We start from the raw sequence: 15,938 nt of genomic DNA on the forward strand, positions 1-15,938 counted from the left end.
CTGGCTACGCGTGTATGCCATAGTTCTAAAAGAAAAAAAGGCAGAACCTATGCTTTTGATTCATCAATTGTCTCTTCGGGCATAGTAATCAAACCATCTACCATCGTCAACTTGCGATCGGCAAGATTGGCAAGTTCTTGGTTGTGGGTTACAATGACAAAAGTTTGCCCGAATTGATCTCGAAGTTCAAAGAACAACCGATGTAGGTTGTCAGCGCTTTCGGTATCTAAATTTCCACTAGGTTCATCAGCAAATATAATTGAAGGGCTGTTGATCAAGGCCCTTGCTACCGCGACCCTTTGTTGCTCACCTCCAGAAAGTTCATTCGGTTTATGGTTGTAACGCTGTGAGAGTCCCAGAAAATCCAATAATTCTTTTGCTCTTTTTTCGGCATCTTTTTTTGCCGTTTTTTTTATATATGCCGGAATACAAACATTTTCCAAAGCGGTAAATTCGGGAAGTAATTGGTGAAATTGAAAAATAAAACCGATATGTTCGTTTCTAAATTTGGCGAGTTCCTTATCCGATAAGCCGGTTACTTCAATACCGTTGATGATCAGCTTACTTCCCGTTTTGTTCGATTGTAAGTCTAAAGTACCTAAAATTTGTAAAAGTGTTGTTTTTCCGGCTCCGGAAGCCCCGACAATAGAGACGACTTCCCCTTTTTTAATATGAAGGTCAACGCCTTTTAAAACTTGAAGTTTTCCATAGAATTTTTGGATATTGGTGGCTTTGATCATTAGCTAAAATTTGAGTTTCGAAAATTAGTCATTAACGAAGAGACAGCAAAATATAAAAGTTTACCGCCTTTAGCTTATTAATTGTTAGTTTTGACCTAAATTATCGTCTTATTGTTTTAGTAACGATAACAATAATTAAACAGAGAAAAAATAAATGTCGCCATATAGAAATTTAGAGGAGTATAATCTTGAAATAACAGATGAAGTAAGAGATAGGTATGCCTCCATTCTCAATGAGATAGGGGAAGATGTTGCTCGAGAAGGATTGGAAAAAACACCGGAGCGTGCTGCCAAAGCCATGTTGTTTTTAACCCAAGGATACAAACAAGATGCCGTCGAAATCTTAAAAGGGGCAATGTTTAAAGAATCATATGATGATATGGTTATCATTAAAGATATCGAATTGTATTCACTGTGTGAGCATCATATGCTGCCATTTTTCGGTAAAGCCCATGTGGCGTATATACCAAACGGACATATTGTGGGGTTAAGTAAGATTCCACGTGTGGTCGATGTTTTTGCTAGGCGCTTACAGGTGCAAGAACGATTGACACACGATATTTTAGAATGTATCAACGATACCCTGAAACCTAAAGGTGTGGCTGTGGTAATTGAGGCCGCCCATATGTGTATGATGATGCGTGGGGTTCAAAAGCAGAATTCGGTGACCACTACCTCAGGATTTCGCGGACAATTCGAAAAAATCGAGACCCGAAATGAGTTTTTAAAATTGATTAGTTCGCATTTATCGTAATTATGGGTTAAATAGGGTTGTGATACTTCTTATTTAGATGCAGCCAAGGAAACTGTTCGTATTAAAATGAATGCTTTTTTGGCATTCTTATTGCTTCATGTGAGGTGAATCCTTATTTTTAACTATGTCAGCAAAGAAAGACAAAAAGTATAACGACCTTTTTTTCGGATTGCTTTTCGACGGCATCGGAATGTTGTCATTTGCCATTCCATTCATTGGGGATTTTTCCGATATTGTTTGGGCTCCCGTGGCCGGTTGGTTAATGACCAGGATGTACAAAGGTAAAATAGGCAAGGCCGCTGGTATAATTACCTTTGTTGAAGAAATAATTCCAGGGCTGGACGTGATTCCCACCTTTACCATAATGTGGTTTTATACCTATGTGTTCAAACGTTCGGAGAAAAAGAAAATTCTAGAAGTAGAAAGAGAGTGAAACCCGCCCACTAGTATCTAAAATGCCCTGTTTTCTAAAGTGCCCTATTCTCCAATTGCAGCATCCGATAAACTATCCAAAGCATTGGCAATCGTACTTATTATTTGTCTATTTCCTTTAATTTTATGACGTTCTACCAAGAATGAGGGGTTGTTATACGAGACATGAACCATTCCATTTTCATCTTCCCATATCAACATTTTCTGGGGCAGGTCTAAAGCGGTAGTCTGTCTATTTTGCATCAAGGGCGTACCTAGCTGTGGGTTTCCGAAAATCAATAGTCGTGTCGGATTTAATTCAAGTCCGTTTTTTGAAGCATTTTCTTCATGGTCTACAGCGGCAAAAATATTTAGGTTCGGATTGTTCTCTAATGCCGCCCGGAGGCTATTGTAAGTGTCTTCAAATGTCTGATTACTTTTTTTGGTAATGATTCCTGCTCCCAAACCGACCATGCTACGCTCGGCCTCTACAATGGTGCCGTGGCTAGCTCCGGTCGTTAGGTTGGTCAATGCGGTTTCAATGGTCGGCAACGTAGGTACTCCTTCAAGACCATGGCGACTTGCTAAATAAGAGGTATTGTTAAAACCCAAATAGGTCACATCACTCTTATTTTTATATACTAGAATTTTTTGGGGAAGATCCAAACCCGCTAATTGATTTCTCTGCATTAAAGGAGTACCCAAATTCGGGTTTCCAAAAAAAATGATACGCGTGGGGTCTAGTTCTAAGCTTACAGTATTGGCATTGGCCGTATGGTCAACTTCAGCAACTATGGTAATATTAGGATTCTCCTGAAGTGCATTCCGTAAGGTTGTGTAGGTGTCTTCAAGAGGAATTTCACTTTTTGAAAAGGTTAAGCCCACAACATTAGGTGGGGGTTGAACGATTCCTTCTCCATGACCGAAATACTTGCAGGAGATTAAACTTATTGAGATGATAAATAAGAGTGCTTTAATTTTCATATTACAGTTTTTTAAGAACACCCATATATACGCATTAGTTTATCATGTAGTTGATCTAAACGAAAATCCTTTTGTCTTTATCGATTACTACGAGCTCGTTTTTAGTGGGATTTTTTTAATGCCCTTACTGTTTGGGATTGAATATATTAACCCACAATTGAAATTCCTTATGATTTTTTTGTAATAGAAGTACGGTTGAAAATTATAACTTTGAAATTATAAATAGATGTAATTTGATTGAATATGCGTAGACGAAATTTTGTTAAGAATACGGTATTGAGCTCTATGGCCAGCGTTATAGGTGTCGATATTGTATTTGGTACAACGATGCCAGATGGGTATGTTCCCTTGGCACTTCAAGATCCCGATCCGTTCGAATTGTTCAAAAAGGACAAGGAGATGGTTGTTTTGAATGATAAGCCATGGAATATGGAGGCGCAGGCCCATTTGTTGGATGATAAGATTACTCCAAACAAATATATGTTCGTTCGCAACAATGGTTTGATACCGGAAACAATTGATGTTTCAAAATGGACTCTGACCATAGACGGAGAATCTGTTGGTCAACCCAAAACCTATACACTTTCTGAACTAAAATCAAAGTTTAAACAACATACTTACCAACTCACTTTGGAGTGTGGAGGGAATGGACGCAGTGAGTTTGATCCACCGGCCAAAGGAAATCAATGGACAATAGGAGCGGTTTCATGTGCCACGTGGACAGGAATACGCTTACGTGACGTACTTGAAGATGTGGGTATTCAAAATGATGCAGTCTATATTGGTTATCATGCGGCAGACATTCACCTGAGTAGAGACCCCAATAAAGAGCCCATATCTAGAGGAGCGCCGATGTTTAAGGCATTACAGGACGAAACGCTCTTGGCTTTTCAAATGAACGGTGCCGATATTCCATTAACACATGGGTATCCGCTGCGTTTGATTGCCGGTGGATGGCCTGCCTCAGTTTCTGGCAAATGGTTACAACGCATCAGTGTGCGCAATAAGGTGCATGATGGAGAAAAAATGTTAGGAACCGCTTATCGAGTGCCCTGTAAGCCCGTTGCTCCGGGGGAGAAAGTGCCTGATGAAGAAATGTGTATCATCGAATCGATGCCCGTAAAATCACTGATTACCTATCCGAAATCGGGGGCAGTGATTGCAAAGGGGAAAAAGTTGAACATTCGTGGTCATGCTTGGGCTGGGGAATTGGAAGTTGTTAAAATGGAATTTTCCATTGATTTTGGTTCAACTTGGCAGACTTGCAATGTAGAAAAACCTATCAATCGACTCGCATGGCAGCATTTTTCTGCTGCCGTTGACTTTCCGGAAGAGGGATATTACGAAGTTTGGGCACGTGCTACAGATTCGAATGGTACGGCACAACCCATGTTGCTGCCCGGCTGGAACCCGAAGGGCTATTTAAACAATGCGTGTCACAGAATAGCCATAAAGGTGAGTTAATATGGGGGATACTAAAAAAAAGAATGAACATTTGAGGTCAGGTGCCCGAAGAATTTTAATCATGTTTTCTGCTGTTTTTTTGATTATTGGGGCAATGGGTATTTACTTTTTGACAGACCCTACTTTGTCTTTTTTTGATGTGCAGGAACCAGATTCGGAGCTTGTTGATGTTCCTAAGGGGGAAGACGATTTTGATAAAATTGAAAATGGAATTCATGTTCGTACGGGACTTGTTGAAGCGGAAGGATTGATGACCGTGGTCAATAATTGTACTAATTGTCATTCGGCCAAATTGGTCACGCAAAACCGAATGAACAAAGAGCGATGGTTGGCAACGATACGATGGATGCAGGAAACACAGAATTTATGGGATCTTGGTCCGAACGAAGATATTATTGTCAATTATTTGGTAACGAACTACCCGCCGAAGAAGAAGGGTAGAAGGGAGACCCTTGCCAATATCGAATGGTATGAATTGAAAGATTGATAGCTTTCCATGGTTTTGTATGAATGCAAAACCTAAGACATGAACAAGAATGGGGGCAATACCAAATTTGGTATTGCCCCCCCATTTTTAGTGCTACAAGGGGATGCTTATTCCTAAATTTACATTACGCCCAATATTGGCTATACCATCGGTTTTTAATCTTGACAAATGAGAGATATAGGTTTTATTCAATATATTGTTACCACTTATTCGAAGGTCTATCTGCTGCTTTCCAAGAAAAATGCTTCCGCCTAAACCTAAATTTAACAAATTGTATCCGTCTGAATTGGTTTCAAAAGTATTGGTCTTATTCTGGTCGAAGACTGAATTTAGGGTTACAAAAGCGTAATAGCTTTGTAATGAAGTGCTTCGGTTGTTGAATTCAACCCTTAGGGTGTTGGTTAGATTGTTTGCCGGTATTAGGGGTAAATATTCATCGCTACTCAATTTACCGGTTACGCTCTCAAAACTACTTTCTATATGTAACCAATCGAGTGGATGTGGATGTAAATGAAAGCCAAGTTCATAACCATATAGATTTGCATCTTGTTGTTGGTATAAAAAAACATCATCTCCGTCGATTACCTCCCCATTGGGCTCGATAAAAATATAATCATTGATGTTATTGTAGAACCCGTTGGCGAATAGCTCTATATGTTTCCCTTTGTATTCAAAACTTAGATCGGTTTGAAAGTTTTGCTCATTGTTTAAATCAGCATTACCAATTTCATAGCGATTGGTTCCTTCGTGTGATCCGTTCGACGTAAGTTCGGCCAAATTCGGAGCTCTAAAACCCGAAGCAAGGTTTAGCCTTCCGATTATACTTTTGTTTAAAAGCATTTTATAGCCAAGGGCAACATTGAAACTGTTGAAATCCCTGTCTAAAGCAGGTATGAACCTTTCTTCTCCATCGACCCCATTGACTTCCCCGACAATGGACCTGATATCATACCGTATGCCGAATTGTAAATCGCTGTCGTTTTCAAAATGTAAATGAGAGGTTGCGAGTACCCCGAAATCGTTGGTGGTCGCATTTGGAATCAGTATTTCTTCCCCAAAATTTTCATTGGTTTGATTCATTCCCTGCACACCGACAATAGTTTCCAGATTTTTCCATTTGGGCAAGTGATATTGAATGTTGTAATTGAATGTTTTTAGATCCATGGAAAGGGCGGCCCCTTCTTCCTCTTCATGTCCTTCCTCTTCATGTTCTTCTTCTTCATGTTCTTCTCCCTCTTCTTCATGTTCCTCGTCGTGGTGGTGTTCCTCAAATTCTTTTCTGTCATTAAAGATATAACCGAAGGTTGCTTCTAAACTTGATTTTTTAAAGAAAATGTTGGTTTTAGAACTTAAAATATGATTGTTTATTTTTTGATAGGGCATGTCTGGAGACCTGCGTTTTGTTTGTTCACCAATGCCTTCAGGAATGCCCAGGGTTGATTCGTTATAATTATAACGAAGTGCTGTTTTAAAGGAAGTTGCCTGATATCCTAGACCAGTTTTCAGGTCATTTTCACGGAAACGTGAATTTGTAGTTCGAAGTTCATTACCCGCTTTGTAATCGACGTGTGATGTGGTACTTCCTCTTACTAAAAACTTCAATCGATTGCCAGATGATTTGAATCCGGCATTTGTACGAAGCCCTTCCGTATTACTAAAATAATCGAAGCCAACATCACCGGCAGTTTCATTTGCCACTGCAAATTTCTCGGGATTAAGATAAAGCACCCCACCGAGTGCATCTGAACCATACAGTAGTGAGGCCGGGCCTTTGATGACTTCGACGCTCTCGATGCCCGCATCGTTTATGCCCAACCCGTGTTCATCGCCAAATTGTTGATTTTCAAGACGAACTCCTTGGGTGTACACTAGCACACGATTACCGCTCAACCCCCTAATGACCGGTTTTCCAATACCGACACCAGTGGAAACAGTTGACACACCGGCTATATTATTAAGTCCGTCGGCAAGGGTAATAGCGCCTTTCATCTTGAGGTTTGCAACATCTGCCCTTTCTACTTTCATGACATTTTCACGCTGTAATTGATGAAAGGGTGTTGAAACGATGACCTCTTCCATTTCAATGGCACTGGGTGTAAGGTTTACGTTTAATTTATTCGGTCCATCGAGAATCTGTAGGGTTTTTGAATAGGTTTCAAAACCGATGTACGAGATAACGACTTTATACTCGCCAGAAGGCAAATTATTTATTTGAAACTTTCCGGATAAGTCTGTAACACCACCTTTCTCCAATTTTGGAAAATATATTTCAACAAAGGCCATCACTGTGTTGTCTTCAGTATTACTTATAGTTCCGGATAATGAATTTTGAGCTTGGGCACTTATGTAAAATAAGACCGCAAGTAAAACAAAAAATAATTTTTGCATAACTAATATATAGATTCTGAGTACTGTGTAAAATTGGATTCATTCCTTAATTCTGCAATAACATTGAAAAATTAAGACTCAAAAAGAAATAGGCTATGCAGTTGGGGGGGGCCTTAGGGTGAAGTGAAGTTTAGTATGAGGGGCTATATAAGAATAAAAATTTTCTTTATTTTCCTTTATATCAAATGTCTTGTAAAAGATGTATGTAAAAACAGAGGGGTGAAATGGGGATGAAAACTGATACTTTTGAAAATCACAATCAAGTTCAACCTTATGTAAATGGACGGTACCTGGGTTGATGCATTTTTCCTCAAAATGCTCGCATACCGCATGGTGCAATTTTATAATCGACGGGGTTAAAAGTAATACCATCAAAGCTGCAGAAATACAGGAGGATAGTATTCTTTTTTTCAGGAAATGTACCACGGAGCAAATTTAACAAGTTATTGTTGGTCTACAAACCATCATCAACGTTAAACAATATATAATTTATTTGAACAGAAAGCCCAAGCCCAGACGGTTCAACATTTTTTTCTCAAAATTCCAGAAAAACTGGAATTGACCAAAGAGCCAACCGAAAAAAACCAATAAAACCTGGTATATCGGAAATATTAAAAGTATTCGCGCCGTCCAATACAGCCAAGATGCAGTAGTTTCTCTTTGCAACCCTATAAAATCAGTTAAAGGGGCGGCAAGTTTGGTGGCAATAGAGCCCGTAATTGCAAAAACTATCAAAATTATAATTATCTGAAAATTGGAGTCAATACCCCAACGCTTTTTTAATTTATCCATAAAACCTTCACAAGAGTTGGTAAATATAAGCCTTAAATTCGAGGGAAAAAAGGACCTAAACGTTGGTTGTATTTTCTTTGGAAGAAAATAAAATAATTATAGAGCTTGTAGTTCACCTCATAGCCGTAATCGATATTAGGATTGTAATCTATTTGGAGTTCATAAAGGTTAGGGCCGTACCGCTGGGGTTGTAATACCCTCTGATTCCAATTGACGACGTAAATTTGATTCCGGTTTTCAAGAAAGGATTGCGAATAATAGTTTTCGGGTCTCGCAACGCTTTTCAACCAGAAATCGAATCCAGGCTCAATGATTATTATTTCATATTCAGCCTCTTCATTCGCAATTGAGATGGTATCCCCTTGCTTTTGTTCGAAGGCTTTTTTTTCATCCGAGGAGATTTCCATAGCCTCCTTAGTGCTTCCGCAACTACTTACTATTAATAGGCTTAAAAATATAATTAGCCCTGCCGATTTTAAAATTATTTTTTTCATCATATTCTCAATTTAGCCATTTTTTTAATAGTTAGTCGAAGAAAACGACTCAAACTTATCCGCAGACGATGAGATAAACTACTGTTTGACAATAGAGCATAAAAAAAGTCGCTTGTGATGCAAGCGACTTTGTGAAAATTTGAAATTGTTTATTATTTTCCGAAAAGGCCTCCGAGGAGTCCTCCAAGACCACCTTTTTTCTTGGAGCCCCCCATTACCATGCCAGCGACGTCGTCTAAAACACTCCCATCTCCATCGGCATCTAATAAGGTTGTAATTAGACTCTGATTTTGTTGCGGCTGTCCACCCAACATGCTACCCAGAAGGCTATTCATACCACTGGAATCGTTTACATTGCTTTGTGCGGTTTGTTTTCCTAAAAGTCCCATTACAATTGGGGCAGCTATTTTTAGTATATCACCAATGGCGCCCGCATCCATTCCTGATTTTTGACTTAAGGCATTCGTCACATTCGCTTGCTTGTTGCCAAATACATGGCCCAGAATACCGGCGCCATCATCCATTACAGATTGGTCGACGCCCCCACTGAACAATCCTCCAAGGTTGTCTAAGATACCCCCATTATGTTTGCTCGAAAGTGCGCTCAATAACCCCTGGGCCCCCTCTGGGGAAGAAACATTTTTTTTCATAGCCCCTAAAATAAGAGGCATTGCCATACCCAACACATCCGCCGTTTTGTTTTCCGATTGCCCGGTTTGACTGGCCACTCCGCTAACGAGTTGTTGACCCATAGGGCTGTTTAATAAATCTAATAATCCTGCCATGATGTAGTGTTTGTTTTATAATTCACTTCCCAATGTACAAAAAAGACCGTCATACTGGTCAAATTGCAAGAAAGAATGGCGTCTATTTGAGTAAATTAATGATTTGGGAAGCCAATTCAGACCCGATACGATCTTGTGCTTCGAGTGTAGCTGCACCAATGTGTGGTGTCAAAGAAATATTGCTGTGCATAAGTATCTTTATCTCAGGCTTTGGTTCCGATTCAAAAACATCGAGACCTGCAAAGGCGATTTTTCCGTTCTCGAGAGCCTCAATCAAAGCTACCTCGTCTAAAACGCCTCCCCGTGCTGCATTGACAATACCTACACCATTTTTCATTACTTCGAATTCTTTCTTACCAATGACATATTCTTTTTGGGCAGGAACGTGCAATGTGATAAAATCAGAAGTTTTGAGTACCTCTTCTTTACCTATGCCCTTAAAATTAAAAGAAACTGACTGCCCATCGAAAAAATCAAGGTCAATTGATGCCTTTTCGATAAAAGGGTCGAAAAACACCACTTTCATACCTACACCTAATGCTACTTTAGCAGTGGCCCTTCCTATTCTGCCAAAGCCGATAACACCTAAAGTTTTACCTCTCAGTTCCATACCGCCGCCATATGACTTTTTGAGCTGCTTAAATTTGCTGTCTCCGTCTAAAGGCATATTTCGGTTGGCGTCGTAAAGAAAACGAACCCCTCCGAATAAATGTGCAAAAACCAATTCTGCAACCGACTCTGAAGAGGCTGCGGGGGTGTTGATTACATGAAGCCCTTTTTCTTTGGCGTATTCAACGTCTATGTTGTCCATGCCAACGCCCCCACGCCCGATTAATTTTAGGTTCGGGCAATTATCAATAAGATCTTTTCTGACCTTGGTCGCACTGCGGACCAATAAGCCGATAATCTCATTTGTGTTGATATAATCGATAAGTTGTTCTTGCGCTACTGTGGTGGTCAATACCTCAAAACCCGCATTTTCCAATGCAGTTATTCCAGTTTGTGAAACACCATCATTTGCTAAAATTTTCATATTTTTTATTCTATTTTACAGCTGGGAGGCTATGGAGACAATCTAAAAAGTAAATCGCCATAGCTTAAGAACTGTGAATTATCCTTTTCGTTCCATTTCACTCATAACATCGACTAATACGCCCACGCTTTCCAACGAAAGGGCGTTGTACATTGATGCGCGATAACCTCCGACAGAACGATGTCCGTTAAGGCCATTGATTCCAGCTTCTTTCCACAGGGCATCGAACGTATCTTTCAGTTTGTCATCGGTCAAGTTAAAGGTAGCATTCATGTTCGAGCGATCTTCGGTATTGGCAAAGCCTTGAAATGCAGGATTCAAATCAATTTCAGAATATAGCAGTTGCGCTTTTTTATTATTGATTTCTTCAATGGCGGCAATACCTCCTAAGTCTTTCAACCACTCTAAGGTCAACATTGAAACATAAACGGCAAACACGGGAGGAGTGTTGAACATACTGTCTTTACTGATGTGTACTTTATAATCGAGCATTGAAGGAATCTTACGTGAAACCTTGCCCAAAACATCTTCTTTGACTACGACCAAAGTGGCTCCTGCAGGTCCCATATTCTTTTGAGCACCTGCATAAATCAAATCGAATTGCGAAAAGTCGAGCTGGCGTGAGAAGATATCAGAACTCATATCACATACCAACGGAGCTTTAATGCTCGGAAATTTCTTGATCTGTGTACCAAAAATTGTGTTGTTGGAAGTTAGGTGCAAATAATCAATATCTTCAGGAATCGCATAGCCCTTGGGTATATAATTGAAATTTTCATCTTTCGAAGAGCCAACCTCAACTATTTCACCAAACAACTTCGCCTCTTTTATCGATTTTTCGCTCCAAGTACCTGTATTTAGGTATCCGGCTTTATTTTCAAGAAGATTATAGGCAACCATTAAAAATTCTAAGCTCGCACCGCCTTGAAGAAATAATGCATGGTAGCCTTTGCCTTCAAGCCCCAAAAGTTCTAAGGCCAAAGCCTTAGCCTTTTCCATAACTTCGATAAAATCTTTGCTCCTGTGCGAGATTTCGATGAGTGACAACCCGGATTCGTTCAAATCCATAACGGCCTCCGATGCTTTTAACAAGACTTCTTGAGGTAAGACACAGGGACCGGCACTAAAATTATGTTTCTTCATGATAATTTTGAAATTTAAGATGTAAAGGTCATGATTTTATCGTAAATCATAACGTGTAAAAATAACTAATTCAATTATGTTTTTAACAGGAAATCAACAGTATCAACACCGTCGGCATAGTCGTCTAGACGGGGCTTTTGTGTGGATCCGAACCTAATGGTTTCCAATTCGGGCCAATTACCCACCACACACTGTAATTTTTCTTCGTCCTGTCTTAATTTTTCTAGAAGTGCAGTTTTATCGGAATAAAACTCGTAGAATAACGTGGCGATGGGGGAGGCATAGCCCTCATCTTCTTTGAGGATAAGAAATTCATTATCCAAAATTTTGAATTCACTCATCAAGTAGACCGCTTTGTTATAATCGTAATTATTAGCATATTTATTCTGATGAATGATAGGATGATACGAATATATCGCTTTATAAAAGGTATCGAAGTTGTACCCTTCAGGAACAAAAATTTTAGAGACACTACGGCAGCCCAATCCATAATATTGAAAGATATCTTGTCCTAAGGCTCGAAGTTCTTCCGTTGATTCCTTTCCAGTCAAGACTGCAATGGAATTTCTGTTTTTTCTGATAATATGTGGCTTTTTGCCAAGGTAGTGTTCAAAATAACGCGCGGTGTTGTTGCTTCCTGTGGCAATTACGGCGTCATAATTTTCCAACTTACCTTCCGTGAAAACTATTTTATCTTTAAGGGTAGGATCTATCTGAATTAAATAATCGGCAAGAAAGGGGAGCAATACGTCATCGTTTGATGATTGTTTGATTAACGCCCTGTTATCTGTTAAAACAACGGAAAGAAAATCATGAAACCCTACCAAGGGAATGTTTCCGGCCATGATTATGGCCACGGTCTTACTATTATTTTGTGCCAGATTATAAGCGGTCAGCCATTTTTCAAGCTTGTTCTCAGTAAGTAATTCACTCCATTGTAGTAGGGAGAAATTGATGTTTTCTTGTGAGAACCACCCGTTCTTATGCGTTGCTAGGGTTACTTTTTCGTGGAATTGTGCTAAATTTGAACCATTAATTCCTACTAAATCTATAGGATTTTTAGAATATTCGCAATATTCCTTGAAAAAACTTCCAAGTTTAATAAAAGCTTTTACCTTATGTTGAATGTGTTCCATTATATTTGTAAAGGACTTATATAGGTTTTACCTTTGTGCAAAAGTAAGGATACTTTGGTAAATTAGATTTTAGAAATAATCTCGATGGAATCGAGACAGCATAAAATAAGATTATGGCAATTATAATTACGGATGAATGTATCAATTGTGGAGCTTGTGAACCGGAATGCCCCAACACGGCGATCTATGAAGGTGCCGATGAATGGCGTTACAGTGATGGCACCTCTTTGGAGGGAGATGTGGTACTACCGGATGGTAAAGCGGTAAATGCCGAAGAAGTTCAAGAGCCGATCAGCGATGAAATTTATTATATATCACCGGATAAATGCACCGAATGTATGGGCTTTCATGAAGAGCCTCAATGTGCCGCGGTCTGTCCTGTAGATTGTTGTGTGCCTGATGAAGATCGGGTCGAGTCTGAAGAAACGCTTTTGGGCAAACAACGTTTTATGCACGGAGAGGGATAAACAAAAAATAAGATATATCATAAAAAACCGGACAATCGTCCGGTTTTTTTATGATTGCATGTTTCCCTTTAAAAGGTAAAGCCGATTCTTGCGTAGTAATAGGCCCCTCCAAAGCCCATTTGTAACGAATCCCAGTACCCGCCGCCTTCTACCCAATCGTCTTGTTGACTTGGATATTCGTTAAACAAGTTATTGACCCCGACATTCAATTTAAGACCCTCACATAATTGATAGCCCAATACCACATCCGTTATCAGTTTAGGACTGTAATGATCGGTAGCTTGATTGATTTTATCTGCAAAACTTGCATAGTCCGAGGTGGGCTCCAACATTTGATAGTCTAAAAGATCGACACTGCTGAAACGCGTTAAACCCAATCCGGCGTCGAATTTGTTCTTATTATAATTGACGTTGAAAGTCAATTTACTTTCAGGTGCCGAGGCCAAAAGAAAAGCTTTGTCGCGTTCCCCGAAAAAAGTCTCGGCATCAAGACTTGCGTTATTGACATTGGTTATTTCCATATGGTTTAAATTGCCTGTGATAGTGGCGGAAAGACTACTGTCGTCAAAGTGCTTTTTCCATGATAAAACGATATCAAGACCCATAGTTTCGGTATCAACACCGTTGACAAAAAACTGAGCGGCTTCCACGCCATCAATTTGAGGTGTGTCAAAATTACCCGTTAAAACAATGCGGTCTTGTACATGAATATAGTACCCGTCTATCGTAGCGTTGAAGGCACCAAAGGTGGCCGTGAAACCCAGGCCTGCATTCAGTGCCTTTTCTTCCTTAAGTTGCTCGATTCCAAAGGAAGCGGTTACCGGACTGTTATTAGGAGACAATAATGACTCTAAGGCCGCACCGCCTACAAAATTGGTGAAGCGTAGGTTATAATATTTTTGAGCTAGGGAGGGAGCCCTAAAACCGGTGCTCACCGAACCTCTTATGTTTATATTCTCAGAAGCCTTGAATCTTCCGGCCAGTTTTCCATTTAAGGTACTGCCAAAATCACTAAAGTTTTCAAAACGTGCAGCGGCACTCATTAGAAAGGTTTCACTAAAGTCAAATTCGCCATCGGCATATAAGGAAAAGTTACTACGGCTTCTGTCTACTTCATTGGCCGGACTGTATCCTGGAAAACCTTGGGAACCACCAGGTCTTACGTCTCCCGTACCTGGTTCGGTAGGTTGGGTCTGATTGGCCGGGTCGGTAATGAGAAGGCCATTGACGTCGTAAGTTCCCCATGAGGCCTCTTCACCTGCAAAAATGACAAAGTTTTCAGTTCTATACTCTGCACCAAAGGCCAAGTTCATGCCTTCCAATACATCATCGTAATACTTCGAAAAATCTAAGTTGACCGTATTCTGTGACAAGGTATGACCTCCGGCATCAAAATCTGTTGGCGACCCATCCTCCAAAGAAGCATTCAGCGTACCTTTTATATAATAATGAAAATTATTTCTACCATACGTATTGCTAACATCTAATTTCCAGTCGTTTGCCAAGGTGGTTCTAAACCCGGCCGAAACGGAATTGTCAATGATATTAGACGTGATTCTAGGTGTAAAACCATTCGGATAAATCGAGGGGATAACTCTATTTCCGCCGTTTCTTGTAAAAGCATACGCATCGGTATCTCTATAATTTCTACCTCCGAAAGCATAGAATTCAGAGTTGGCGTTGAGGGGTACAGAAGCGTTGACCATTAAATTAAAACCGTCAATTGCCGCTTCACCAAATCCTTTTCTAAAATCAAAACCGGGGCGCAATGTCTTGTTTTTGCTCACATATTCTGTCGTAACGTTTACGAACCCGCCATCTTTGCCAATGGCAGCACCGAAATTCACCCCAGCTTTTAACGAGCCTCCGTCAAAACTTTGGTCATCGCCTATGGCGTTGCCATCTTTTTCGGTATCGAGGCGATAGCCATCTGTATTGGCTGTGCCTGTTGGGAAATCTCCTTGTGCGTTTGTACTATAGGCGCCATAACTTACAAAACCCGTTACTTGGTCGACATTATCCTTTAGAACAATATTGATTACCCCCGCTATGGCATCAGAACCATATTGTGCCGCAGCACCATCTCGTAAAATCTCTATTCTTTTTATTGAAGATGAGGGAATGGCATTTAAATCGGTTCCTGTATTTCCTCTTCCACGGGTACCAAAAACATTGATCAGTGAAGATTGGTGCCTTCTTTTTCCATTGATCAGTACTAAAGTCTGGTCGGGACCGAGGCCTCTTAGCGTCGCCGGGTCTATATGGTCGGCACCATCTGAACCCGATTGTTTGTTAGCATTGAAGGAGGGGGCTGCATATTGTAACAGTTCGTTGACCTCAATTTTACCACTTTGCGTAGCTACCTCGGCAACATCGATTACATCCACGGGAACCGCAGTATCGGTAGAGGTTCGTTTGGGGCTTCTAGAGCCCACAAGCATCACTTCATCGAGTTGAACTCCTTCCGTAAGTGTCATATTAATGATTGTCTTTCCAGAACTATCCACTTCAGCCGTATTAAAACCGATATAGCTAAATATTAAAGTCGCTCCCTCGGCAACCGTTATTTCGTAATTGCCATCAAAATCCGTGGTCGCGCCGTTCGTTGTGCCTTTTTCCACAATATTGACCCCGACGAGAGGTAGATCCGATTGATCCTTTACAACTCCACTTATCGTATTTTGTGAAAAACCGATAAAACCGCTAAAAAACAGGTTTAAAATTAATACGTAGGTTTGTTTCATAATCATAAAGTATTAGAAGTTAGTTAAACTAAATTAACATTATTTGTTGTTGAATGAACACGAAGCGGCTGAAAAGTTTGAAACGTCTTAGGGAATACGTAGTATAATATAGAAAG

Annotated in this window: 15 protein-coding genes; 5 read left to right on the plus strand and 10 right to left on the minus strand. The window is 40.1% G+C overall.

The features are described 5' to 3' along the window. Positions 1 to 47 precede the first annotated feature (47 nt). Positions 48 to 740, minus strand: a complete 693-nt coding sequence (locus tag AACZ88_RS17060) for an ABC transporter ATP-binding protein (protein WP_339712742.1) — start codon at positions 738 to 740, stop codon at positions 48 to 50. A 154-nt stretch (positions 741 to 894) separates the two neighbouring features. On the opposite strand from AACZ88_RS17060, the gene folE reads away from it, so the two are divergent. Together folE and AACZ88_RS17070 are read left to right on the plus strand one after the other, a co-directional pair. Next, entirely contained in the window at positions 895 to 1,494 is a 600-nt protein-coding gene (folE, locus tag AACZ88_RS17065; RefSeq protein ID WP_339712745.1) for a GTP cyclohydrolase I FolE, read from the plus strand. A 124-nt stretch (positions 1,495 to 1,618) separates the two neighbouring features. Next, positions 1,619 to 1,927, plus strand: a complete 309-nt coding sequence (locus AACZ88_RS17070) for a hypothetical protein (protein ID WP_339712748.1) — start codon at positions 1,619 to 1,621, stop codon at positions 1,925 to 1,927. A 44-nt stretch (positions 1,928 to 1,971) separates the two neighbouring features. Here the strand turns inward: AACZ88_RS17070 and AACZ88_RS17075 are convergent, their stop codons facing one another. Further along, positions 1,972 to 2,889, minus strand: coding sequence for a DUF302 domain-containing protein (locus AACZ88_RS17075; RefSeq protein ID WP_339712751.1), 918 nt, complete (start codon positions 2,887 to 2,889; stop codon positions 1,972 to 1,974). A gap of 243 nt (positions 2,890 to 3,132) precedes the next feature. On the opposite strand from AACZ88_RS17075, the gene AACZ88_RS17080 reads away from it, so the two are divergent. Together AACZ88_RS17080 and AACZ88_RS17085 are read left to right on the plus strand one after the other, a co-directional pair. Further along, complete coding sequence (locus AACZ88_RS17080) at positions 3,133 to 4,353, plus strand: sulfite oxidase (protein WP_339712753.1); 1,221 nt, start codon at positions 3,133 to 3,135, stop codon at positions 4,351 to 4,353. A gap of 1 nt (position 4,354) precedes the next feature. Beyond that, on the plus strand, positions 4,355 to 4,840 hold the full coding sequence (locus AACZ88_RS17085; RefSeq protein WP_339712756.1) for a monoheme cytochrome C: 486 nt from the start codon (positions 4,355 to 4,357) through the stop codon (positions 4,838 to 4,840). 93 nt (positions 4,841 to 4,933) lie between these two features. On the opposite strand, the gene AACZ88_RS17090 is transcribed toward AACZ88_RS17085, so the two are convergent. The 7 genes from AACZ88_RS17090 to AACZ88_RS17120 form a co-directional block, all read right to left on the minus strand. After that, positions 4,934 to 7,228: a TonB-dependent receptor gene (locus tag AACZ88_RS17090; RefSeq protein WP_339712759.1), complete on the minus strand. Its 2,295-nt coding sequence runs from the start codon at positions 7,226 to 7,228 to the stop codon at positions 4,934 to 4,936. A gap of 489 nt (positions 7,229 to 7,717) precedes the next feature. After that, positions 7,718 to 8,020: a DUF6787 family protein gene (locus AACZ88_RS17095; RefSeq protein ID WP_339712762.1), complete on the minus strand. Its 303-nt coding sequence runs from the start codon at positions 8,018 to 8,020 to the stop codon at positions 7,718 to 7,720. A gap of 32 nt (positions 8,021 to 8,052) precedes the next feature. Beyond that, complete coding sequence (locus AACZ88_RS17100) at positions 8,053 to 8,514, minus strand: DUF6146 family protein (protein WP_339712975.1); 462 nt, start codon at positions 8,512 to 8,514, stop codon at positions 8,053 to 8,055. A 152-nt stretch (positions 8,515 to 8,666) separates the two neighbouring features. Further along, positions 8,667 to 9,299, minus strand: a complete 633-nt coding sequence (locus AACZ88_RS17105) for a DUF937 domain-containing protein (protein WP_339712765.1) — start codon at positions 9,297 to 9,299, stop codon at positions 8,667 to 8,669. Between the two features lie 82 nt (positions 9,300 to 9,381). Next, positions 9,382 to 10,332, minus strand: a complete 951-nt coding sequence (locus AACZ88_RS17110; RefSeq protein WP_339712768.1) for a D-2-hydroxyacid dehydrogenase — start codon at positions 10,330 to 10,332, stop codon at positions 9,382 to 9,384. A 78-nt stretch (positions 10,333 to 10,410) separates the two neighbouring features. Then, on the minus strand, positions 10,411 to 11,475 hold the full coding sequence (gene serC / locus AACZ88_RS17115) for a 3-phosphoserine/phosphohydroxythreonine transaminase (protein ID WP_339712771.1): 1,065 nt from the start codon (positions 11,473 to 11,475) through the stop codon (positions 10,411 to 10,413). Between the two features lie 74 nt (positions 11,476 to 11,549). After that, positions 11,550 to 12,611 (minus strand): acyl-CoA reductase, encoded by a 1,062-nt coding sequence (locus AACZ88_RS17120; RefSeq protein ID WP_339712774.1) that lies wholly within the window; start codon positions 12,609 to 12,611, stop codon positions 11,550 to 11,552. A gap of 113 nt (positions 12,612 to 12,724) precedes the next feature. Between AACZ88_RS17120 and AACZ88_RS17125 the strand changes: the two genes are divergently transcribed. Beyond that, entirely contained in the window at positions 12,725 to 13,078 is a 354-nt protein-coding gene (locus AACZ88_RS17125; protein WP_339712777.1) for a 4Fe-4S dicluster domain-containing protein, read from the plus strand. 68 nt (positions 13,079 to 13,146) lie between these two features. On the opposite strand, the gene AACZ88_RS17130 is transcribed toward AACZ88_RS17125, so the two are convergent. Continuing rightward, positions 13,147 to 15,822 carry a TonB-dependent receptor gene (locus tag AACZ88_RS17130; protein ID WP_339712780.1) on the minus strand — a complete coding sequence of 892 codons (2,676 nt, stop codon included), beginning with the start codon at positions 15,820 to 15,822 and terminating at the stop codon, positions 13,147 to 13,149. Positions 15,823 to 15,938: the final 116 nt, after the last annotated feature.

The sequence above is a fragment of the uncultured Kriegella sp. genome (assembly GCF_963975415.1).
GTDB lineage: Bacteria > Bacteroidota > Bacteroidia > Flavobacteriales > Flavobacteriaceae > Kriegella.